The 21,700-nt window shown below is 57.4% G+C and carries 17 protein-coding genes; 8 read left to right on the top strand and 9 right to left on the bottom strand.

All coding sequences use genetic code 11. From position 1 onward, the window contains the following. Position 1: 1 nt before the first annotated feature. The 6 genes from malQ to Q0915_RS00970 are packed head-to-tail and all read right to left on the bottom strand — an operon-like array spanning position 2 to position 11,437. Positions 2-2,008 carry a 4-alpha-glucanotransferase gene (gene malQ / locus Q0915_RS00995; RefSeq protein WP_299472531.1) on the bottom strand — a complete coding sequence of 669 codons (2,007 nt, stop codon included), beginning with the start codon at positions 2,006-2,008 and terminating at the stop codon, positions 2-4. Next, the gene (glgX, locus tag Q0915_RS00990) at positions 2,005-4,104 is read right to left on the bottom strand and encodes a glycogen debranching protein GlgX (RefSeq protein ID WP_299472530.1); all 2,100 of its coding nucleotides are present in this window, start codon (positions 4,102-4,104) and stop codon (positions 2,005-2,007) included. The genes malQ and glgX overlap by 4 nt, the downstream gene beginning before the upstream one ends. Continuing rightward, the gene (gene glgA / locus Q0915_RS00985) at positions 4,101-5,555 is read right to left on the bottom strand and encodes a glycogen synthase GlgA (RefSeq protein WP_299472529.1); all 1,455 of its coding nucleotides are present in this window, start codon (positions 5,553-5,555) and stop codon (positions 4,101-4,103) included. Before glgA ends, glgX begins: the two co-directional genes overlap by 4 nt. 1 nt (position 5,556) lies before the next feature. Beyond that, the gene (gene glgC, locus Q0915_RS00980; protein WP_299472528.1) at positions 5,557-6,819 is read right to left on the bottom strand and encodes a glucose-1-phosphate adenylyltransferase; all 1,263 of its coding nucleotides are present in this window, start codon (positions 6,817-6,819) and stop codon (positions 5,557-5,559) included. Positions 6,820-6,848: 29 nt separating this feature from the next. Next, on the bottom strand, positions 6,849-9,050 hold the full coding sequence (gene glgB / locus Q0915_RS00975; RefSeq protein ID WP_299472527.1) for a 1,4-alpha-glucan branching protein GlgB: 2,202 nt from the start codon (positions 9,048-9,050) through the stop codon (positions 6,849-6,851). 8 nt (positions 9,051-9,058) lie between these two features. Further along, positions 9,059-11,437, bottom strand: a complete 2,379-nt coding sequence (locus Q0915_RS00970; protein ID WP_299472526.1) for a glycogen/starch/alpha-glucan phosphorylase — start codon at positions 11,435-11,437, stop codon at positions 9,059-9,061. Between the two features lie 367 nt (positions 11,438-11,804). On the opposite strand from Q0915_RS00970, the gene Q0915_RS00965 reads away from it, so the two are divergent. Both Q0915_RS00965 and Q0915_RS00960 read left to right on the top strand, forming a co-directional pair. Next, positions 11,805-12,860, top strand: coding sequence for a hypothetical protein (locus Q0915_RS00965; protein ID WP_299472525.1), 1,056 nt, complete (start codon positions 11,805-11,807; stop codon positions 12,858-12,860). A 1-nt stretch (position 12,861) separates the two neighbouring features. Next, positions 12,862-14,391 carry a hypothetical protein gene (locus Q0915_RS00960; protein ID WP_299472524.1) on the top strand — a complete coding sequence of 510 codons (1,530 nt, stop codon included), beginning with the start codon at positions 12,862-12,864 and terminating at the stop codon, positions 14,389-14,391. Between the two features lie 71 nt (positions 14,392-14,462). Here Q0915_RS00960 and Q0915_RS00955 read toward each other — a convergent pair whose 3' ends face one another. After that, the gene (locus Q0915_RS00955) at positions 14,463-15,905 is read right to left on the bottom strand and encodes a S8 family serine peptidase (protein ID WP_299472523.1); all 1,443 of its coding nucleotides are present in this window, start codon (positions 15,903-15,905) and stop codon (positions 14,463-14,465) included. A gap of 124 nt (positions 15,906-16,029) precedes the next feature. Here Q0915_RS00955 and Q0915_RS00950 point away from each other — a divergent pair, with 124 nt between their 5' ends. After that, on the top strand, positions 16,030-16,518 hold the full coding sequence (locus Q0915_RS00950) for an RNA polymerase sigma factor (RefSeq protein WP_299472522.1): 489 nt from the start codon (positions 16,030-16,032) through the stop codon (positions 16,516-16,518). Between the two features lie 34 nt (positions 16,519-16,552). Further along, a complete protein-coding gene (locus Q0915_RS00945; protein ID WP_299472521.1) occupies positions 16,553-17,323 on the top strand; it encodes a hypothetical protein in 771 nt (256 codons plus the stop codon). Between the two features lie 143 nt (positions 17,324-17,466). Here the strand turns inward: Q0915_RS00945 and Q0915_RS00940 are convergent, their stop codons facing one another. Next, on the bottom strand, positions 17,467-17,892 hold the full coding sequence (locus tag Q0915_RS00940; protein WP_299472520.1) for a hypothetical protein: 426 nt from the start codon (positions 17,890-17,892) through the stop codon (positions 17,467-17,469). 10 nt (positions 17,893-17,902) lie between these two features. Next, complete coding sequence (locus tag Q0915_RS00935) at positions 17,903-18,910, bottom strand: AraC family transcriptional regulator (protein ID WP_299472519.1); 1,008 nt, start codon at positions 18,908-18,910, stop codon at positions 17,903-17,905. A 194-nt stretch (positions 18,911-19,104) separates the two neighbouring features. Between Q0915_RS00935 and Q0915_RS00930 the strand changes: the two genes are divergently transcribed. The 4 genes from Q0915_RS00930 to Q0915_RS00915 all read left to right on the top strand — a co-directional run bounded on the left by Q0915_RS00930 (position 19,105) and on the right by Q0915_RS00915 (position 21,659). Continuing rightward, positions 19,105-19,500: a hypothetical protein gene (locus tag Q0915_RS00930; RefSeq protein ID WP_299472518.1), complete on the top strand. Its 396-nt coding sequence runs from the start codon at positions 19,105-19,107 to the stop codon at positions 19,498-19,500. Next, a complete protein-coding gene (locus tag Q0915_RS00925; protein WP_299472517.1) occupies positions 19,497-20,711 on the top strand; it encodes a biotin/lipoyl-binding protein in 1,215 nt (404 codons plus the stop codon). Before Q0915_RS00930 ends, Q0915_RS00925 begins: the two co-directional genes overlap by 4 nt. Before the next feature lie 328 nt (positions 20,712-21,039). Continuing rightward, positions 21,040-21,264 (top strand): hypothetical protein, encoded by a 225-nt coding sequence (locus tag Q0915_RS00920; RefSeq protein WP_299472516.1) that lies wholly within the window; start codon positions 21,040-21,042, stop codon positions 21,262-21,264. A gap of 95 nt (positions 21,265-21,359) precedes the next feature. Further along, entirely contained in the window at positions 21,360-21,659 is a 300-nt protein-coding gene (locus tag Q0915_RS00915; RefSeq protein ID WP_299472515.1) for a hypothetical protein, read from the top strand. Positions 21,660-21,700: the final 41 nt, after the last annotated feature.

Genomic DNA, 21,700 nt, shown 5'->3' with positions numbered 1-21,700 from the left:
GTCAATTTTCTCCGTCCGGATAAAATGCTGCGCGTCCGGCCGTGCGCATCAGGTCGGCCGTTTCGTAAAGTGCGGGGCTTTCGCCCAGAGTATCAACTGCTACCCGATAGATGCGACGCCAATTCGAATGTTCATCGATCGTACCCGGCAAATTCTGCGCTTCTTCCTCGCCCAGGATATCGTCGAGCTGTACCGAGGCCATGACGGCTGGTGAGTGGGCCAGCCGACCGTGAATAGCAGGACCTGGCGCGCGGTCTTCTGGAACGAGTTCGGCGACATTTTTCTTGCGCTCTTCTCTTGAATGCGCCGCGCTCTCATCGTCGATCCAGCCGAGTTTCCGCCACCAATCAATGTCACGGCCAACGCAAAACCCGTGCAGCGTGGGTGTGTCGTGGGTCGCGAAACAGGCAAGGTTATGAGCGCGCAGGTGCGAAGGATCCCGGAAAGATCCGTCCCATTCCTTTTCATATTGCAGAACGGAATAGCCGTAGATGCCGCGCGCGCTCAAAGCCTCCCGGAAACCGTCCGGCACGAGACCGAGGTCTTCACCGACAACGACACATTGTGCCTTGTGTGCCTCGATGCCAACCAACGCTATCAGCGTTTCGAACGGCTGCTGAACGTAGGCTCCAGGACTGCCGTCATCCGGGATCCAGAAGCTTCGGTTCAACCCGAGCACATGATCAATGCGGATCATGCCCGCGGACCGCATCGTCTGGCGCAGGATGGCGCGCAAATTCCGGTAGCCGCCTTTAGCGCTTAACGACGGGGCAAAAGCCGTCAGTTGCCAGTTTTGCCCTTCCGGGCTGAGATGATCGGGAGGAGCGCCAAGCGAGACGCCCTTTGCAACACTATCCTGGTCCATCCAGGCTTCGGCGCCGTCTCTGCGCGCGCCAACGGCGAGGTCGAGATAGAGACCGAGCGGCATCGCGTGTTCGCGAGACACGCGATCCAACTGTTCACTGGCAACCCATTGCAGCCACATGTGAAAACGTGGTTCCCGATCGTCCCATGCACCTCTTGGAACCGACGTGGGATCCTTGAGTTCCTCAGGCCAGCTGTGCCAGTTTTCGCCGTGTTGGCCCGCAAGCGCTTCAAAGATCGCAAATTGGAGAAGGTCTTCGCCACCGGCCTGCACAAATCTTTGGTGACGTTCCTTCGCATCGTCGCTGCCGACCGCGTTGAACAGGTCGAACAGAGCCTTCAACGGCGACTGCAACCGCTGCCTTATATTCTGGTAGTCAATCAGCTGAGCGTCCGGCGCGACATCCGCGCGAACTTTCTCAACCAACTCGCCTGCGGACTGATTTCCTGCCAAACCCGGTATCTGGTCCAGCGCGATATGCAAAGTGTTCAGGAAACCGCGATGGGAAGGCGAATAGGGACTGGCGATATCGGTTGTCGACCAACCCCAGTTGTGGATCGGGTTTATGCCAAGAAAACTGGCGCCGGCAGACCCGAGCGTTTGAGCCAGGTCAGCAAGATCGCCATAGTCGCCAAGACCAAAGTTCCGGCCAGACCTCAGACCATAAAGCGCTGCGGTTATACCCCAAACCCGTTCCCGTCCCGTGATCGAAACAAGTGACGGTGTCTGCGCGGGCGCAGCGGGTATCAGGGCCACTTGCTCGATTTCACCATTTGAAACGCGCAAGTGATGGACACCGACCTCAAGAGGTGGGAGGTGGACCTGATCTTCGGAAAATCCAACCGCGACCTCTCGCCCGGTGTCGTCGGTCAGCACCCAGTCACAACCGTGTCTGACCGGAATACCGGCGTCATGTCCGGCCGTCACGACAAATTCCGGCGAGACGAGATGGCGCTCACGCTCCAGGCGCAGCGCGTCGAGCGACATCCTGGCGTCAGCATCGCTTTCCGCGGCGACTCCCATCGCCCTGAGCATTGCACGCTGCGTATCCGGACCGGTTCTGTATTCATGCCCGCCAAGATCATGGAAGTACGGCAGCACGCCATTTTCTTCAGCCAGTTGCTGCAGCAATCCGTCGCTCATGAGAGGTCACTCTCAGGCGCAAGCGCCAGAACCACGACCGATTGACCTTGAACGGTCAGACTTCCATTCGGCAATCTCGTCTTCAGGAACGCATCGGCTTCCGATGTGTCGAGTTCGAGCTGCCATCTGTATCCGGAGGGTGCGCTCGTCAGCGTCGCCGGAAGACTGTCTTCATCCCGATTGAACAGGAGAAGCAACGTGTCATGCACCTGGTTTTCAGGAGGGAGCTCTCCAGACCCTCGCAGGATCAGGGCGAATTTGGAAAGCCCGGGATCGCGCCAGTCCAACGGCCTGCAATCAAAGTCGAGCCATTCGACATCCCGCAAGCCGTCGAGTTCACGTGAAGCGCCATGCAGAAAACGTGACTGACGCAAGCTTGAATGGGTCCGACGCAAGGCGGCAAGGCCCCTGACGAATTCGAGCAGAGTTTCGTCCCGGTCCTCCCAGTTGATCCATCCGATCGGATTATCCTGGCAATAGGCGTTGTTGTTGCCGTTCTGGCTGTTCCCTATCTCGTCACCGGCGAGCAGCATCGGCGTGCCCTGCGACAAGAACAGGGTTGCCAGCAGATTGCGCTGCCGGCGGGACCTCCGGGCTTGAATACCGGGATCGTCGCTCGCACCCTCAACGCCGAAATTGTCACTGAAATTGGCGTTGTGGCCGTCTCGCCCGTCTTCACCATTGTCGAGATTGTGGCGACGGGAATAGCGGGTGACGTCAGCAAGCGTGAAACCGTCATGTGCGGTCACCAGATTGACAGACGACACGGCCCGCCTGCCGTCCTTGTCAAAATGCCCCGCCGAACCAAGCACGCATCCCGCTAGCTCCTGGGCGCTGTGATCGTCTCCGCGCCAGTACTTTCGGCTGGTGTCGCGAAATCTGTCGTTCCACTCCCCGAACTCGGGAGGAAACCGGCCCAGTTGGTATCCCCCCGGACCGATATCCCACGGCTCGGCAATAAGGCGGACATTTGCCAGCACCGGATCCTGACGCAATGCATCAAAAAACCCACTGCGCGAATCGAAGCCATGCGCTTCACGACCCAGCGTCGTCGCCAGGTCGAACCTAAAACCGTCGACACCCATGACTTCAACCCAATAGCGCAAACTGTCCAGGATCATTCTGAGTACGTAGGGATGTGCCGCATTGATCGTGTTGCCGGTTCCCGTGTCGTTTACATAGTAGCGCGATTGACCCTGTATCAGACGGTAATACGATGCATTGTCGATGCCGCGGAACCCCAGCGTCGGTCCGCGGTGATCCCCTTCGGCGGTGTGATTGTAGACGACATCCAGGATGACCTCGATGCCGGCGGCATGAAACCGCTTGACCATGTCGCGAAATCCGGATTGGCCGGTCGGCCCATGGTAACGGGGTTCGGGTACGAAAAACCCGATCGTGTTGTAACCCCAGTAGTTTCGCAGCCCCTTCCTGATCAGGAAGTCATCGTCGACGAATGCATGTACCGGCAGCAGCTCGATCGATGTGACACCAAGCTTTTGCAGATGTTCGATCACCGCTTCTGACGCGAGACCGTCGTAGGTGCCTCGCACATCATCCGGTACGCTCGGGTGCTGCATTGTCAGCCCCTTCACATGCGCTTCGTAGATCAGCACCTCCTCCGCTCGGCACGCCGGCCGCACATCCGCAGGGACAAGATCGTCAGGTGAAGGCACTACGCATTTGGGAACATATGGAGCGCTGTCCAGTTTGCTGAACGAAAGGTCTCCAGCAGGGTCGTCAGGATTGAACCCAAGCAATGCCGCATGTTGACGGAACGCACCCCGAAATTCGCGGGCGTAAGGATCCAGGAGCAACTTGAACGGGTTGAAGCGGTGACCGTGTTCGGGTGCATAGGGGCCATACACCCGGTATCCGTAAAGTGTTCCGGAACGGAGACCGGGCAGATACCCGTGCCAGACGGGACCGCTGCGTTCAGGCAAAAGATATCTAGCTGTTTCGGTCAACCCGTCATCGGAAAACAGACACAGCTCCACCTTTTGTGCATTGGCGGAGAAGAGCGCGAAATTCGTGCCGTCACCGTCAAAATGAGCGCCGAGCCTGGTGAAGGAGCCCGGAAGCATTCGTTTGTTCATTCAGCGCCCTCTTCGAGGCCGTTCAACACTGATCGGTAAAGGTCGGAATAGGCGGCAGCCGATGTTTCCCAACCAACCTGATGCCGCATCGCATTGCGCATCAGGGCCGACCAGCTCTTTTGATCTGAAAACATGTCACAAACGCGATCTATCACATCGACCATCCCGGCAAGTGTGACCGGTGCGAACTGAAATCCTGTTGCACATCCGGCCCGTATCGCTGCGTCGTTGGCGTCAATCACGGTGTCGGCAAGGCCGCCGGTGTGCGAAACGACCGGCACTGTTCCGTATCGAAGTCCGTAGAGCTGCGTGAGGCCGCAAGGCTCGAAACGCGACGGAACCAGGATCGCGTCAGCGCCAGCCTGCATCAGGTGCGAGAGTTTCTCGTCATAGCCGATGATCGTGCCGACCGCACCGGCATGCGCGACCGCGGCTTGCCGGAAGGCGTCCTCCAGTTTCTTCTCACCGCTGCCCAGAAGAGCCAGCCTCGCGCCCCGACCGACAAGTACAGGAAGGGCCGCCAAAAGCAGATCGAGACCCTTTTGCTCCGTTAGCCGGCTTATCACACAAAACAGGGGAGCATGCTGATTGGCGTCGAGGCTGAACCTTTTTTCCAGCGCATCCCGATTGACGGCTTTGCGTTTGAGCGCGCGCGCATTGTAATTGACGGCAATCGCTTCATCTGTTTGGGGATCCCACGCCTCGAGATCAATTCCGTTGAGAATTCCGACAAGGTCGGACTTGCGGGATTGCAGCAAACCTTCGAAGCCCATCCCGAATTCTTCGGACATCAGCTCGCGTGCATAGGTCGGACTGACCGTTGTAATTCGTTCAGACGCGACGATCCCGGCTTTCAGAAAGCTGATCTTGCCGTAATACTCATATCCGTCCGGAGAAAACCCCGAGGGATCCAGGCTCAGTTCGTCGGCGATCTCACTGGGGAAAAGCCCTTGAAACGCAATGTTGTGGATCGTCATAATGCATGGCAATGCCGATCCTGCCTGACGCAGATACCAGGGCGCCAACCCGGCCTGCCAGTCATGCGCATGCAGCAAGTCGGGCTCCCAGCCGTCGAAGCCCTTTTGCGCGACATGAACGGCCGCCTTGCACAGAGCCGCATATCTTTGGGCGTTGTCCGGCCAGTCTTGCCCCGTTTCGTCCAGGTAGATACCAGCACCCCGGTCGAACAATTCAGGAGCATCCAGAAGGATGAGCGATACGCCTTCCGCATTCACCGCAATGAGGCGCGCGGGGCCTCCAAACAGCGTACCCAGATCAGTCTCTGCCGTGGCCAATTCGCGAAGACCTTGCAGATTTCTGTAGAGCGGCAGAATGACCCGGCAATCGACGCCTGTCGCGATCAGGGTCTTGGGCAAGGCCCCGACCACATCGGCAAGTCCTCCGGTCTTGACGAATGGAGCACATTCGGAAGCAACAAGGAGGACGTTCATGTCAGGCCTCAAGATTGTCGATCATCTGTTGCGTGATCAGGCAAATGCCGCCTTCCGTGCGCCGAAAGCGCTTGGCATCCATCTCAGGATCCTCGCCGACAACGAGGTCTGCAGGGATTTGCACGCCGCGGTCGATCACGACGTTGGTCAAACGCGCATTCCGGCCGATATCCACGTGTGGAAGCGCCACCACACCTTCGAGCCGCGAATAGGAATTGCAGCGCACGCCGGTGAACATGAGACAACGCAACAGGCTGGACCCGGAAATGATGCAGCCGCCGGACACCATGGACGAGATCGCCTGCCCGCGGCGGCCTGCCTCGTTGTGAATGAACTTCGCAGGCGGGTTCAGTTCCTGGTACGTCCAGATCGGCCATTCCGTGTCATAGATATCGAGTTCGGGTGTAAAATCGGTCAGGTCGATATTGGCTTGCCAGAAAGCATCGACCGTCCCCACGTCGCGCCAATAGGGTTCCTTTTCCAGCCCGCTTTTCACGCAGGAGCGGCTGAACGGATGTGCGAATGCCGTTCCTTTTGCAACCAGCTTCGGAATGATGTCCTTCCCGAAATCGTGGCTGGAATTCGGGTCCGCAGCGTCGTCTTTGAGGATGTCGAACAGAAACTCCGTCTCGAAGACGTAGATCCCCATGCTGCAGAGTGCTTGCTCGGGATTGCCGGGCATTGGGGGTGGATCCGCCGGCTTTTCGACAAAGGCCGTAATAAGGTCGTTTTCATCGACCGCCATAACGCCAAAGCCCTTGGCTTCTTCAAGCGACGCCTCTATGCAGCCGACAGTGACTTCGGCGCCCGAATTCACATGCTGCTCCAGCATCTTGGAGTAGTCTTGCTTGTAGATATGGTCACCTGCGAGAACAACCATGTATTTCGGCGCGTAGCTCTCGATAATGTCGATGTTCTGGTAGACCGCATCCGCGGTCCCCAGATACCAGCTTTCCTCGTTGACCCGCTGGGAGGCTGGCAGGATATCCATCGATTCATTGCGTTCAGGACGAAAGAAACCCCAACCGCGATGCAAATGACGGATAAGGCTGTGCGCCTTGTATTGGGTGGCAACGCTGATGCGCCGGATGCCGGAATTGATCGAGTTGGACAGGGTGAAATCGATGATCCGTGTCTTGCCACCGAAAAAAACGGCCGGTTTTGCCCGCCGGTCGGTCAATTCCTTCAACCGGCTGCCCCGTCCCCCTGCCAGGACAAATGCCATCGCCTGTCGAGCGAGACTGCGTTGATCTTGCATGGACATCCATTTTCCTCCCGTGTTCGCAGCGCCGATTATGCCTCCGGTGCTTCACATTCGAAAATCAGAGTACTTAAGGGAGGAAGCGTAAGGCAAAGCGAAAATGCTTGACCGGAGGATGCGATCTCATCGGCGGACACACCACCGAAATTTCCAAGCCCGTTCCCGCCGTAGCAATTTGCATCCGTATTGAGCCGTTCAATCCATCTCCCTTTGGCAGGAACGCCAATCCGCCGGAGCAACCGTTCGACGGGTGTGAAGTTGCACACGACCAGGACCGGCCGCGTGCCCGCCGAGCCGCGGCGGATCCAGGCGAAAACGGACTCGTCCGCATTCGACTCCATCCATTGAAAGCCCTCGGGCTTGGAGTCTTGTTCGTGCAGCGCTGCCGTGTCCGCATATAGCCGGTTCAGATCACGAACGAGGGTCTGCACGCCCTTGTGCAAGTCGTTCTCCAACAGATGCCAGCCAAGGCTTTCATTGTGGTTCCATTCCCAGCCTTGTGCAAACTCAGAGCCCATGAAGAGCAGTTTCTTGCCGGGGTGGCCCCACATAAAGCCGTAATAGGCGCGCAGGTTGGCAAACTTCTCAGGCCCGTCCCCGGGCATCCGGTCGAGGATCGACCCCTTGCCGTGCACCACTTCATCATGACTGAGCGGCAACACGAAATTCTCCGAGAAAGCGTAATGCAGACCGAACTCGATCTTGTTGTGATGGTACTTCCGGTGGATAGGATCTTCACGCATGTAGGAAAGCGTGTCATTCATCCAACCCATATTCCACTTGAAACCAAAACCCAGACCGCCGGAGTCGACCGGCGTGCTCACACCGGGAAAGGCCGTGCTTTCTTCAGCCACGGTCGCGACACCTTCCATATCTGCATATATGAGCGTGTTCGCACGTTTCAGAAAATCAATGGCCTCAAGGTTTTCCCGCCCGCCATGCACGTTCGGCACCCATTCGCCGTCGGCCCGCGAATAGTCCCGATAGAGCATGGAGGCCACCGCATCGACCCTTAAGCCGTCGACATGGTGTTCACGCATCCAGTAGAGTGCGTTGGCGATCAGAAAATTCTGAACTTCGGTGCGGCCATAATTGTAGATGTAGGTTCGCCAGTCGGGATGCCAGCCTTCCTTGGGGTCCGCATGTTCGTAAAGCGGAGTTCCGTCAAAGCGCCCTAGCCCGTGCTCATCTTCCGGAAAATGTCCCGGCACCCAGTCGATGATCAGCCCCAGTCCGGCGCCGTGACATGCATCGACGAAGGCGCGAAATTCATCGAGCGTGCCATAGCGGATCGTCGGCGCGAACAGGCCGATAGGCTGATACCCCCATGACCCGTCGAAAGGATGCTCTGAAACAGGCAGCAACTCGATATGGGTAAATCCCATATCCTTTGCATAGGCGACAAGTTCACGGGCATGTTCCAGATAAGACAGAGGACGATCTCCGTCTTCGGGAACACGGCGCCACGAACCGAGATGCACTTCATAAATGGAGATCGGGCGGTCGATCCGCTGGCTGTCACCGCGTGTTTTCAGCCAGCTCTCATCCCGCCATTGATACTGATGCAGGTCCCTGACAACCGAAGCCGTTTTGGGCGGGTGCTCCGAACCGAACCCGAATGGATCTGCCTTTTCGGGCAGCAGGTTCCCTTGGCTGTCCTGCAGTTCAAACTTGTAGACGGTGCCTGCTTCCAATCCGGGCATGAAGATCTCCCAGACGCCGGTATTTCCGCATTTGCGCATCGCATTGCGGCGGCCGTCCCAGGAATTGAAGTCTCCGACCAGTGACACGCGTTTGGCATTGGGTGCCCAGACCGCGAAATGCGTGCCCCGTTCACCTTCGTGTTCCATGATGTGAGCACCGAGTTTTTCCCAGAGCCGCAAATGGGACCCCTCGCCGATCAGATACTCATCAAGCTCGCCGAGAACAGGACCAAATCGATAGGCATCGTCGGCCTCCCAGCTCTCTTCTCCACGGGTAAAGCGAAGTCGATAGGCAAATCGCTGCTTGCGCCGGGTAGTCGCCTGGAAAACGCCCGACGCACCGGGTTGCGATGTGAGAAGCGCGACACGCTTTCCACTTTTGGTATCGAGCGCTTCTACTTTGTCCGCGTCAGGGTGAAAGACAGTCAGGCAGATTTTTCCGTCGACATCATGCGGTCCAAGCACGGAGAACGGGTCATTTAGATTTCCGCTACTGAGTGCCTCTAGTGAAGCGCCGCTGTCCGCACTCATTTTCTACCTCACGATCTGCCCAGGAGGGACGGTGTCTGCCAGATGTCTTTCGAATATCCCCTGATGGTCCGGTCGGAGGAAAACCATCCGGACCGGGCTGTGTTCAGCGCCGACATTTCCGCCCAGCGTTTCTGATCGACAAATGCCGTATCGACCTTCCGCTGCGTGTCGAAATAATCCTCAAAGTCGCATGTTACGAGAAAATAGTCATGTTCGTGAAGCAAACGAACAAGGCCGTGGTAACGGCCCGGATCGCCGGGCGAGAACAAACCATCGGCAATTTGATTGAGCACGCGGGTAAGCCTGGGGCTCGCGGCAATAGCCGCCCTGGAGTAGTCGAATTGGCTACGCCGCTCGACAACTTCCTCGGCGGTCAGCCCGAACAGGAAGAAATTCTCCGCGCCGACCCTTTCTCGAATTTCAACATTTGCACCGTCAAGCGTTCCGATGGTCAACGCACCGTTCAGCGCGAATTTCATATTTCCCGTACCCGATGCTTCTTTGCCAGCGGTCGAAATCTGTTCGGATAGATCTGCGGCAGGGATCAGCACCTCGGCCATCGAAACATTATAGTTCGCCGGATAGACAACCTTGAGCCGGTCTTTGGTCACCGGGTCGGCATTTACGACCCGCGCCACATCGTTGATCAGATGAATGATCTCCTTGGCAACCACGTATCCGGGCGCGGCCTTGCCGCCAAAGATTTTCAGCCTCGGCGTCCAGTCGCCATTTGGCGTATCCCGGATTTCATTCCAGTGAGCGATCGTCTCCAGAATGTTCATCAGCTGCCGCTTGTATTCGTGAATACGCTTGATCTGGACATCGAACATTGCCGACGGATCGATCTGCAGGCCGCCCTGCTCTGCAAGCCAACGCGCAAGCCGTTGCTTGTTCTTTTGTTTCGCCGCCGTGAATGCGTCGAGGAAACCCGGATCAGAAATGTGGGGTTCCAGGTGACTGAGCTGTTCAAGATCGTCCACCCAGGCGTCACCTATGGTCCTGATGATCAGGTCACGCAGTGGCGGATTGCAGCTGTAGAGCCAGCGCCGTGGCGTGACCCCGTTTGTCTGGTTTATAATTCGCCCTGGATAATCGCGGTTGAGATCCGAAAACACGGTCTTTTTGACAAGTTCGGAATGCAAGGCCGACACCCCGTTGACGCGGTGTGCCATGACAAAGGCCAGCTCACCCATCTTCACGGCATGGTCTTCGATTATGCGTACCTGGCTTTCCGTACTGCGCAGGTGTTCGGCTTCGATGATCTGGATAATTTCAAGGTGCCTAGGCAACGTGCGCGCGAACAATCCGAGGTCCCAGCGCTCAAGTGCTTCGGGAAGCAGCGTGTGATTGGTGTATGCCAGACAGGAACGTGCAATCTCGATTGCCCTCGAAATCTCCACACCGTGCTCGTCGGCCAGGAGCCTGACAAGCTCCGGCCCTGCGATTGCCGGATGCGTGTCGTTGAGCTGTATGGCCACATGCTCGGCTAGCGTTTCGATCTCGTAGCCTTCGGATTTGAACCGGCGCACGATATCCTGCAGCGAAGCGGATGTGAAAAAATACTCTTGCTTCAGCCGCAGTTCCTTGCCCGCCTCCGTCGTATCGTCAGGGTAGAGAACGCGTGAAATCGCCCGCGCCAAAGCCTCCGGCACGACGGCACCGACGAGATCGCCGCGATTGAAACTGCCAAGATCGAACAAGATGGTTGGCTTCGCGGACCAGAGCCGCAAAGTATTGGCCCATCGGCGCTTCCAGCCGAGGATGGGTGTGTCATATGCGTTGGCAATCACTGTTTCCGCTGGCACCCATGTCCCGTCGACATAACCACCAAAGCCAATCTCATAGGTGACTTCGGGCCGTTCGAATTCCCAGGTGTGGCGCTGTGCCAGCCAACCTTCCGCCACTTCAATCTGCCGGCCGTCCTCGAAATGCTGCTCGAACAGCCCGTGCTCGTAACGTATGCCATAGCCGTACGCGGGAATTCCGAGCGTTGAAAGGCTGTCCAGGAAGCAGGCGGCCAACCGGCCAAGTCCACCATTGCCGAGCGCGGCATCCGGTTCATTGTGCACGACCGTATCGTAATCAAGGCCCAGGTTTTCAAGAGCGGTACGCGAAGCGCTTTCGGCGCCGAGGTTGATCGCCACATCTTCCAGCAACCTGCCTATCAAAAACTCCATCGAGAGATAATAGACACGTTTACCGGCGGCTTCGTAGGTTTTGCGGGTGGACTGGAACCATGGATCGACCACAAGGTCTCGCAAGGCAAGTGACAAGGACGTTCGCCAGTCGTAAAGCGTCGCGTTCGCGGTATCCTTTCCGAGCGACTTCTTCAGATGACTCAAAACCGAAGCCTGAAGATCTTCGGGGGCAATCGTCGTATTCGTCAACTTTCTCTCGCTTTCTATTCCGACTTCAGAGGCAGCACCGGTTGAAAACCTTCAATTCCGTTTCCAGCACAGCAATTTCACGCCACGGGTCAATGGCCGATTCCTTGAAACTTCGATACCACACCCGAAGCGGCTTGCAGCGCAAAATCGAACACAACAGGCAATTCGCAACATCTCTCTTGTGAGCACCTTTCATTTCAGAGGTGCCTGGCTGGTTGGCGCCCCCGATTGAGAGATGAAACGCGAGCGTTGCCCTGTTGTCCCCGGCAACAAAAAATTCTCGAACGCAGTGGAATTTTTTTCGCCCCATACCGTTTCCCCCATGACCGCACCGTAGCGGTTACTACAAACGATGAGAGTAACAGATATGGAACCGATCGCTTCTTTCCGCCTGACCGCTGCCAAACGCTCTTATGCGGTGCGCCGTGTCAATTTCGCCGAATGCACACATATCATCACCAAGTCCTGCAAACCGCAGCCAGGCGATCTGGTTTTGGCGCGTGTTCAAGCACTTGGCTCGCACAAACGGATCGAACTCCCAAACGGTCGAAAAGCTACGTTGCACGAGGGTGACGAAGTGCTGCTTGCATTCGGCAACAGATATGCCCCGGATCAATATGAAGCCTACGTGCCGGAAAGCCTGGAAGCCTGTCACATGGTGGCGGCCGGCGGCATTGCCGCCAAAGCGGTATCCTGGCACGACCGGCTTACAGGCCCGACCACAATCGAACCTGTCGGCGTTCTGTCCCGATCGGACGGTAAAGCGGTCAACCTCAAGGAGTTTGCTCTTCCCACGATCGCCTGCCAGATGCCGGCCGCCGTCTTCGGTGTTTTCGGAACATCCATGAATGCCGGCAAGACGGCCACCGCAGCCTCTCTTGTGCGGGGGTTTGCCCTAAGCGGCTACAAGGTCGGTGCACTCAAGGTGACTGGAACAGCTGCCGGCGGCGACCCGTGGCTGATGCATGATTCCGGCGCCACACAGGTACTTGATTTCACCGACGGAGGACTGGCGACGACCTTCGGCACACCGCTCGATACCATTGTCGGGACAACACGGAACCTCTTGCGCACGCTTCATAGGTCGGACTGTGACGTTGCGGTCGTTGAAATCGCCGATGGGCTGTTCCAGGAAGAAACCCGGCAGGTTGCTGCAAGTCCTTTGATGCATTCCCTCTTTGATGGCGTCGTCTTCGCAGCGGGAGATGCCCTCGGGGCCGTGGCCGGTGTGCACAGCCTGGAAAAACTTGGCTATCAGGTCCTGGGACTTTCCGGAGCCGTAATGCGCTCGCCGCTTGCCGTGCGTGAAGCCATCGTGAACGTGGATGTGCCGGCTTTCTCGCTGGCCGACCTTCAACACCCTGCGACCGTATCCACGATCATGGAGCATACGTTGTCGGGCCGGCTAGCAGCGGCACAATGATATGTTCCCTCAGACCACGCAACCGGGCCTTCCACCTTTGTGGAATGCCCGGCGAGGCATCGTCTGTACCGCGCTGATATTGATCGGCATCGCCCAGACGCTCGGTACCATTGCCCTTTCAACCAGCTCGGCCGCGTTGCTGACCGGTGAAGCCCATGTCTACGGCATTCCGGTTCTACCGGCCCTTGGCGTTGCGGCGCTTGTCGCGCTCGGCGCTTTTGTCATCCAGAACCGGGCGGCTGAGCACTTCGCCCTCTCCTATGTGCACGATGTCAGGATGGCCTATGCCAGGCATGCATTGCTTCTTCCTTTCGACGGCAAATCACCGCCGATAGGCCTGTCGCTCACCAGACTTGTAAATGATCTTGGTGCCATCAAGCTTTGGTTGTCCAAAGGACTTCTGGCGCTCGTTACGCTCGCGGCAACACTTGCCACACTGACAGCCTGGATCGTCTTTCTCGAAATCGGCTTCTTGCTGCCGCTCGCAGTCTGCGTGTCCGTCTGGTTTCTGGGTCTTGCGCTCGCGCTGCGCCCATTGAGAAAGAGCATCAGGCAATCACGTCAGCGTCGAGGAGGGATTGCAATTCTGCTCGGAAAGGCGCTGCCCGATCGCCTGCCGCTTCTGTTGCACGGAAAACTCTCCCCGCTCCTCACAAGGCTCGGAGGGAAAAGTGTCGAGGTTTGCCGTCTTCTTGTAACCCGCGCAACCTGGTCCGGGGTGATACGGGCCATAAGCCGGGCAACGTTTCCTTGCGCCGTTCTGCTCTACGCAGTCGCTGGCATTGCCGATGCGGCCTCGATTGCATTGTTTCTCCTGATCTTCGCGTTCCTGTCTTCCCAGCTGGAAGCCGGCGCCTCTGGGCTGGAATACTACGAAGCCAACAAGGTCGCGCATGAGAAACTGAGGAAAGTGTTTGAGATCAATGCCATGTCACCCATTGGAAAGCCTTCTGGGCAGTCACCCGACTGGAGCACGCCAGTCACAATCGACGCCCTGCAGCTGCCCTCCGGAAACCTGTTTTCGGCGAGAATAGAACCCGGCAACAGCAACTTGCTTCAAATTGCAAGCTTTGAAGACCGCCGCCACCTTGCCCTGAGCCTGTGTGGCCTGACACAAGTCCAGTCGCAAAAACAGATTCAGGTTGGTGGACTGACATTCGCGGACCTCGGCCGCAAGGAACTATGGCGCAGAGTGGCGCTCGTCTCTCCCGTTAATGGCATTCCCGCATATCAGGCAAGACGTCCTGCCGCGTTCCTGGGTGCCCGAGTGGACCTTCCGGAAAAGGACTTAGGAGAATTCGACACCATCCTGGATTTCGATGCCGACCGGGTTCCCGCCGAAGCACAAAAAATCCCCGAAATCGAGCAGTTCAGGATCCGCGTCGCACGTGCCCTCCTCAGGGATCCGCGCATGCTCATCCTGCAGGACGACGGCATTCACAACGACGATAGACTGGAGGCAGGCCTTGCGACCTATTTGAAGAGCCGAGATGTCACGCTTGTTGTTATTGCTGCCAGACCGACCGAATGATCAAGTAATCTGCCGGTGACCGTTGTTATAGTGAGAGGAAAGGGAGCGCCTTTGTCGCTCCCTTCATCTTTTCAGCACAGATTGTTCGCCTGCAGCAGGCCCGATCCGTAGACCGGATCGTGACCCGTTTCACCGAGATCGGACGCGGTCGATTTGAGTTTCTGGAAAACTTCCTCCGGCGACTTTTCCGGATGCCTTGCCCGTACAAGCGCGACAGCAGCCGTGGCAAAGGGCACAGCAAACGAGGTGCCTGTTTTCCACTTTGCCCCCCTGACCGACGCGGCGGTCCAGACATTGACACCAGGCGCTGCCAGATCGATGTAACCGCCACGATTGGCCCGCCGGTAGACGCGTTTGTTGCGGTCGACAGCCGTGACGGCCAGCACTTCTTCGTAGGCTGCGGGATAAACCGGTTCTGACCGCGGTCCGCCATTTCCAGCCGCCGCTGCAATGGCAATTCCCTGCCGCGAGGCAAGATCGCCAAGCGCGGCTTCCACGACGCTGTTTTGCGGCCCGGCGAGACTGAGATTGATGACGGAGACATCTTCGGCTGCGAGCGTGTAAAGCGCTTCGACCAGTGTAAAGGCATCAGCACGCTCATCACGGCCCGAGCGGTGGAAAGCATCAACCGCCACCAGCCGCGCATGTGGCAGCAATCCACGCACTCTCGATTCCGGTTGTCCGACAATCAATGCGGCTATTGCGGTTCCGTGGCTGGCTTTTGATGCAGGAAGCTCATGATCCGCCAGACGAATGACGGTCATGTCTGCGCCATTGAAGACCGGATGCTTTTCATTGATTCCCGTATCGATCATGCCGATCGCGCCGACATCGGCACAGGAAAGCGACGCTTCCTGCACGCTGTAGGGCCAGCTCACGAGCTCGTAGGCGGCACAATTTTCCCCGATGCAGTTCGCGTCTCCGCGCTCCGGTCGGTAGTAATGATTAAAGTCCGTGTCCTGGCCGGACGGGAGCGAGCGAACCGCGTCGCGAGCATCCGGCAAGGGCAATCCATCGGGAACCGCCAGGCGATAGTAGATTTGCCCACCGCCGACGGCGCGTTCCTCAAGGATGCTGTAGCCCTCGTTCAAAAGACTTTGAAGGTCTTCGGAGTTTATGTTCAGCACGATAATTTCGCCCGCCACGAAAAGGACAGGCGGTGCCGCTGCCCTGCGGGGTTGAGGAGCCTGACGTTCCCGTTCGCCAAACAGCCGCCTCAAGGGCGCAAAAATTGTTCCTCCACCCGATCCACCGCTGCCGGACCGACCGGATTGCTGCCGGGGATTTTCACGAGCTCCCTGATTGCCACCCTGTCCGCCTTGCCCGGCACCAGAATCGCTGTCACTGTCATCGTTGTCATTGTCATTGTCATTGTCATTGTCGTTGTCGGAGTCAGAATCGCCGTCGTCCTCGTCTGCGACCGCTGACATAAAATGCAGTTTTTGAAATGTTTCCTGGCCCACCATCGGCAGGACAAGAAAGAATGCGAAACTCAACGCGATCAACCGGATCATTTTAGGTCCTTTCAAGCGCACGCTTTTTTTTGGGAATAAACCATTGCGTCATGCGTATTCCTGTCGATTACGTATGAGCGGCCTGAAAATTCCGTCGGGCGCTTGATTTCCAGAAGGTTGTCGGATGCCAGATTGTTTTCATACTGCCCTAACCGAAAAACTGCCGAACTTGAGACGATTTGCGCTTTCGCTTTGCCGCACAGCACATGTGGCCGACGACCTTGTCCAAATCACGGTCGAGCGCGCACTTGTGGCAAGAAACAGCTACGACCCTGCCTCCCGGATCGAATCCTGGCTGTTCCGCATACTCAAGAACGCCTGGATCGACATGACACGCAAGCAAAAGGTCCGTGGACAGGAACTGGACATACACGACGAACCCGACCTTGCGGGCCAGGACAATCACAAGGGTGATACCAGGCTGATGGTTGCAAATGTCCTGGAGGCGGTTGAAAAACTGCCACTGGAGCAGCGCGAAGTGGTTGTTCTTGTCTGCTTTGAAGAGCTGAGCTACGCGGAGGCGGCAGACATCCTCGAAATACCGAAAGGCACGATTATGAGCCGGCTTTCGAGGGCGCGTACGGCAATTGCGGCGAAAACCGGAATAAAATGAGTTTCACAAACGTATTCCGCACAGGACGAGACAAATGATGGATGAAACAAATATGACAGATGAAATCATCATGGCCTATGCGGATGGCCAGTTGTCGGATGCAGATGCAAGGAAGGTTGAGATCGCCGCGGAGGCGGACGAAACAATCCGGCAGAAAATCCGTATGTTCAAGGAAACCGCGAGCCAGCTAAAAACGGCGGCGGCAGAGCTGCCGCCGATACCGGACGCACTTGCTGAGCGGATTTCTTCGATGCTTGGCACGGACGGAGCAGAACCTGAAGCCCCCGGTCAGGACAATGTGGTTCGGTTTGCGCGCCGAAACTGGATACGTCAGTGGCCGACGGCAATCGCGGCATCCATTACGCTTGTGGCCGGTCTTGCGGCCGGAATGGCGATCGGACCGTTCGGCGGTTCAAAAATCAATCCGCCATTCGGGATTACCGCTCTGGCTGACCCGGAAATCGCAGTCGCCCTTTCCAGCATTGAATCAGGCAGCAGTGCCGTTCTCGGCTCCGGCGCAACGCTCAATGTGATCGCTTCGTTCGTCGATGCGGACAACACGCTTTGCCGGGAATTCGACTATGAAGCCGTCAACGGACCTTCGATCGTATCGGTCGCCTGTCATGTGGGTGATGCCTGGCATCCGAAGATCGCAATCGCGGCCAACACGGAACAGTCCGCCAACTTTGCACCGGCCTCCTCGCTGGAAGCTCTGGAAACATGGCTTGCGACGTCGGGATTTGGCGACCCGCTGGAACCGGAGGAAGAGAAGCAGCAGCTAGGTGGCCTTGGCACGGATGCGTGAACCACGCAAACGGCACGCAGATACAAAAGCCTGCGCCTCTCGATAACGCCGTGCAGACAGTTCGTGCCATATCCAAAGGCAAACTTTCGGTGGGGGAACGTCAAAGCCGGCGCGGGTACGTCGATAGACAGGGCTATCGAACGTTACCCGGCCCGGACCTTGAGCTTTGCAGGATCTTCCTGCTGCGTCTTGGCAACCGGTGCCCCATAGGTATTCGGGATGGATTCTTCAAAGAATTCAATCAGATCGAGCGGCGGTTCCCTTTTGATAATTTCGATGTTGCGGCTGATCTTTTCCGGCGTGTCATCCGGAAATCCGAGAATGTAACCGGCATAGGTAACGACGCCGACATCCTTCCAGGTTTGCAGCATTTTCCGGTATTCCCAGATCTTGATCTGGCGTTTCTTGGCGGCAATTGGAACGTCCGGATCGATGTTTTCAAGCCCGATGAAAACCAGGTTACAGCCGGCCCGCGCGGCCATTTCAATAAACCCATCAAGCCGATGGCACAGAGTGTCCACCTGGATGATGAACTTGAAGCTCAGCTTGGTTTTTCCGCGCAGCTCCACAAGCTCACGGTCACATGCTGGCGCGTTTGAACTGTGCCGGTGTGGTTCCTGTCCAGCGCTTGAAGGCGACCGAGAATGACGCCTGATCTGAGAAATCGAGCAGAAAGGCGACTTGAGCAATGCTGCTCTCGCCCTTCAATAAACTTTTGGCGATGTCGCACCTGGCAGCCTCGGCCAACGACTTGTAGCTTGTTCCTTCAGCTCCCAGGCGGCGTGTGAGCGTGCGACGGGTCATGAAAAGCTGCTCGGCGACTTCGTCTCCACTCGCCAAATGTCCGGGCAACTGCTGGCGCAACAACGCGACGACCTTTTCCGAAAGGCTCAGACTTTCCTTCGGTATCTGCTCCAACCGTGCATCCCCGTGCGCCCGCAGGTGATCGAGCAACGCAGAATCGAAGGTTGGGATCGGGTATTGAAGGCCACCCGCAGGCAACTGCACGCCGCTTATGGATTGGCCGCGAATGACATCGCTGTCCACATACTCCGACAGTTTGCTGCAATGGTCTGCATCACCGCTTTCCAGATAGATCTTCAAAGGACCAAAATCCGGGCCGGCGATCTGGGTGATCCTTTTGTACATACCGAAGACCAGAAGCTCACGGTGACGCGGAGCCTGGTGCCCGGAAAGCACGGCGGTTTCAAGCGCGACAATCGGCCCCGCGTCCGCATTGACCAGCTTGAACGTCAGGTGCGGGTCTTCGAGCGCATAGTATTTTTGCGCAAATTCAAGCACTTGCCCGACTGTCGCACTGGCATTGGCAAGATAGGCAAGAAGCGTTTTTGCTCCCGGTGTCGCAAGACCGGTTCGTGCTGCAAAAGTTTGATCTCCAAGCGCGTCGCAAGCAAGGGTGACAACTGCGGCCTCTGCCGAAAGCTCGATCCTCGCTTCCGCGTCGGTCAGGATGGCCGGGTCGATCCCGAGATCGGTCAAAAGGCCCTCGAAAGGTCTCGGCTTTCCGGGCTCTTGTGAATAGACGCGGGCCACATGTTTGAGCCGGTATGCGTTTAACTTCGGCATCGTACCGAAACACCCTTCCCGTTTGTCCTAGCCGCCTTTCCGGTCAGGCGATGCTGCCTGATTGTCCAGAAAAAGGAAACACGTGGCCAGAGCTCAAAAGACCGCCCCACGACTTTTCACCATCTGAGCCACGTGAACGGAACATGCTGCCCTTGGGGGGTGGCTTTTTACCGAATAAGCAAAGGACACATATCGTGAAAAAGCTCGTATTGCCGGTGCTTCTTGCTCTCGGCGCAATGACAACATCGGCCGCTGCCGCTAGCGGTGAACCCAGATGGTGGGTGCCGCCGGGAGAAGCCGACACCTACACCTGGGTTGGACTGATCATCTTCCTGCTCGCCATCTTTCTGCTGATACACCTTTATTCGCAGTTCGATCACTACGCGGAGCATCGCGCCAAAGGCACGCCGCTGCGCACAACCATCCCGACCATGCTGACGGTTGCCCTTGCCTACGAAATCATGCCGGCGCTCGATCATTTCAGCATCCTGCTTCCCGCAACCCTCATCCTGACCGCGATCGCACGCGACGTCATGCTGTGGTTGCGTCCCGAGGAAGCTGAAACCGGCACCGAGGAGACAGCAAAATGATCGAGATTCTTGTCACGTCATTCCCGTTCGTTTTGCGGGTCATGTATCTTCGCTGGCGTGGTCTGCCCGTCACGCTCTACAACGTCCACCGGGCCCTGTTCCTGTGGTTCGTCCTCGCGCTGATCGTCTTTTTTGCGGTCTTCTACTATTACCCCAAATCCTATACCGGCCTGGTTCCCTACCGCACGGTCCCGGTTGTCGCCGAAACAGGCGGCACGGTCACCGAGGTCTTCGTGAAGGGTGGAGATCATGTGAAGACCGGGGATCCGCTCTTTTCCATTGAAAACAGCGCGGAGATTGCAAAAGTGGAATACAGCCGCCGCAAGGTGGAAGAAGTGGAGGCCGCAATCGTCGCAGCGCATATGGACGTTGAGACTGCACAGGCATCGCTCGCTGCAGCACAATCGGCGCTCAAACAGGCCGAACTGACCCTGGCCGATCACCACGAACTTCAGGCGCGCGGGTCGGCAGCTTACCAGCACAGCCAGATGGAGCGGGCGACGTCGCAGCGCGACACCCGCAAAGCGGAAGTGGACGCGGCCGAAAGCAAGTTGGGCACGGCGCGGATCCAGGCGAACAGTATCCTGCCGGCACAGCTTGAAAGCGCAAAGGCATCCCTGAAGCAGGCCGAGGTGGAATTGGCTAAGACTCGCGTACACAGTTTCGTCGATGGCCCCGTCGAACAGCTGACCCTGAGTGTCGGTGCTCGTGCGGCCCAGGCCGCTATCAGCCCCGCCATGATGATTGTTCCGGATCGCAAATCGAAGGAAAAGGGTCGGATCGTCGCCGGCTTCTCGCAGGTTTCCCGCACTGAGCTTTATGAAGGCATGGCCGCGGAAATTGCCTGCGAAAGCAATTTCAACATTGCGATGACCAATACGGTTTTACCCGCACGGATAACGCGGATCCAGGAACCGATTGCTTCCGGTCAAATGGCACCGACCAATCGTTTGATGGAACCGGCGGAACGGGTCAAGCGCGGACAGATCGTGGCACACCTCGACCTTGTCCACCCGGAGCACCAGGAACTTCTCGTCCCGGGCAGCGGCTGCCTAGTCAAGACCTACACGACACACCTGAAAGGTCCCCTTGAAGGTAGTGTAACGGCCCACGTGATCGAGGCCCTGGGCATCATCAAGGCAGTCGGCTTGCGCATCAGGGCCTGGCTTGGTCTGGCATCCGGTATCGGTCTGGCAGGCTCCGGCCACTGACTCCGGACTGACCGTATCAAAGTCGAACAAAGGCTCCCGGCAGCTGCCGGGAGCCTTTGTTCGTTTGCACTTTGGTCAACACGACGCCGAGCAGATCACGATCCATAGTCGCGTTTCAAAGGCCTGAAAGAATTAACCTTTTGACGTTGCGTGGAGGTAGCGCCCGCGCGTTTCCCACGCATTTTGAGCCACGGCGTGCACTTTGGCCAGAACGATCAAACACATGGCCAGACGGCTAAAGAAGCTGCTTCGCTCTTCAACCATATTCCGCTTGTCAACAAACGAACTGCCCTTTTGGGGGGCGGTTGAACAGCCAAGGAGCAGGAATATGAAATTGAAAGCACTCACCCTCGCAGCGATCGCCTTTTCGATCGGTTACGTCAGCGACATCAACATGGACTCCATCGCCACAGGTGGACCGCTTACGCTTCAGATGAGCGAAGCCAATGCGCAAACCGCATCGCAAAACGCAGCGCGCCGGACATCCCGCCGCACGTCCAGGCGCGTTAACCGCCGCCATGAGGCAGCTGAAAACGCCTACGAAGAAAACTGATCTCGACCGGTTTTCCCCGAAGCGACACCAAATCTCACTCCGCCGCGAAAAACCGAGAATTCACAATCGCGGCACACATCTCCCAGGACAAAAAAATGAACATCAAAGTACTCACACTCGCCGCCGCTGCATTTTCAGTTGGCTATGTTGGAAACGTGGATTTTCACGCGCCGCAATCGACGGGTTCCCTGTCGTTCAAGGTCGCTGACGCAAATGCCCAGACCGCTTCGCAGAATGCCGCCCGGCGCACGGCCCGCAGAACTTCCCGCCGTGTAAATCGCCGCCACAACATCTCAGGCTGCACACCATACAACGCCTACTACAATTGCGGCGGCGTCTACTACCAGGCCGTCACGCAAGACGGAACGACGGTCTATGTCGTGGTAAACCCATAACAAAAAAAGCGACAAATACCGTCGACTGATCTGCCGGAACC

Source organism: uncultured Roseibium sp. (assembly GCF_947494555.1).
Taxonomy (GTDB): domain Bacteria; phylum Pseudomonadota; class Alphaproteobacteria; order Rhizobiales; family Stappiaceae; genus Roseibium.
The sequence above is the reverse complement of the archived record's forward strand: the minus strand, read 5'-3'. Positions and strand labels throughout refer to the sequence as shown.

What these genes read in the sequence shown, in the direction of transcription:
- Q0915_RS00945 (WP_299472521.1), top strand. Translation starts at nt 16,553, where the DNA reads ATGATGGATGAAACAAATATGACAGATGAAATCATCATGGCCTATGCG.
- Q0915_RS00955 (WP_299472523.1), bottom strand. Translation starts at nt 15,905, where the DNA reads ATGATCCGGTTGATCGCGTTGAGTTTCGCATTCTTTCTTGTCCTGCCG.
- Q0915_RS00935 (WP_299472519.1), bottom strand. Translation starts at nt 18,910, where the DNA reads ATGCCGAAGTTAAACGCATACCGGCTCAAACATGTGGCCCGCGTCTAT.
- Q0915_RS00915 (WP_299472515.1), top strand. Translation starts at nt 21,360, where the DNA reads ATGAACATCAAAGTACTCACACTCGCCGCCGCTGCATTTTCAGTTGGC.
- malQ (WP_299472531.1), bottom strand. Translation starts at nt 2,008, where the DNA reads ATGAGCGACGGATTGCTGCAGCAACTGGCTGAAGAAAATGGCGTGCTG.
- glgC (WP_299472528.1), bottom strand. Translation starts at nt 6,819, where the DNA reads ATGTCCATGCAAGATCAACGCAGTCTCGCTCGACAGGCGATGGCATTT.
- Q0915_RS00950 (WP_299472522.1), top strand. Translation starts at nt 16,030, where the DNA reads ATGCCAGATTGTTTTCATACTGCCCTAACCGAAAAACTGCCGAACTTG.
- glgB (WP_299472527.1), bottom strand. Translation starts at nt 9,050, where the DNA reads ATGAGTGCGGACAGCGGCGCTTCACTAGAGGCACTCAGTAGCGGAAAT.
- Q0915_RS00920 (WP_299472516.1), top strand. Translation starts at nt 21,040, where the DNA reads ATGAAATTGAAAGCACTCACCCTCGCAGCGATCGCCTTTTCGATCGGT.
- Q0915_RS00960 (WP_299472524.1), top strand. Translation starts at nt 12,862, where the DNA reads ATGTTCCCTCAGACCACGCAACCGGGCCTTCCACCTTTGTGGAATGCC.
- glgX (WP_299472530.1), bottom strand. Translation starts at nt 4,104, where the DNA reads ATGAACAAACGAATGCTTCCGGGCTCCTTCACCAGGCTCGGCGCTCAT.
- Q0915_RS00925 (WP_299472517.1), top strand. Translation starts at nt 19,497, where the DNA reads ATGATCGAGATTCTTGTCACGTCATTCCCGTTCGTTTTGCGGGTCATG.
- Q0915_RS00965 (WP_299472525.1), top strand. Translation starts at nt 11,805, where the DNA reads ATGGAACCGATCGCTTCTTTCCGCCTGACCGCTGCCAAACGCTCTTAT.
- glgA (WP_299472529.1), bottom strand. Translation starts at nt 5,555, where the DNA reads ATGAACGTCCTCCTTGTTGCTTCCGAATGTGCTCCATTCGTCAAGACC.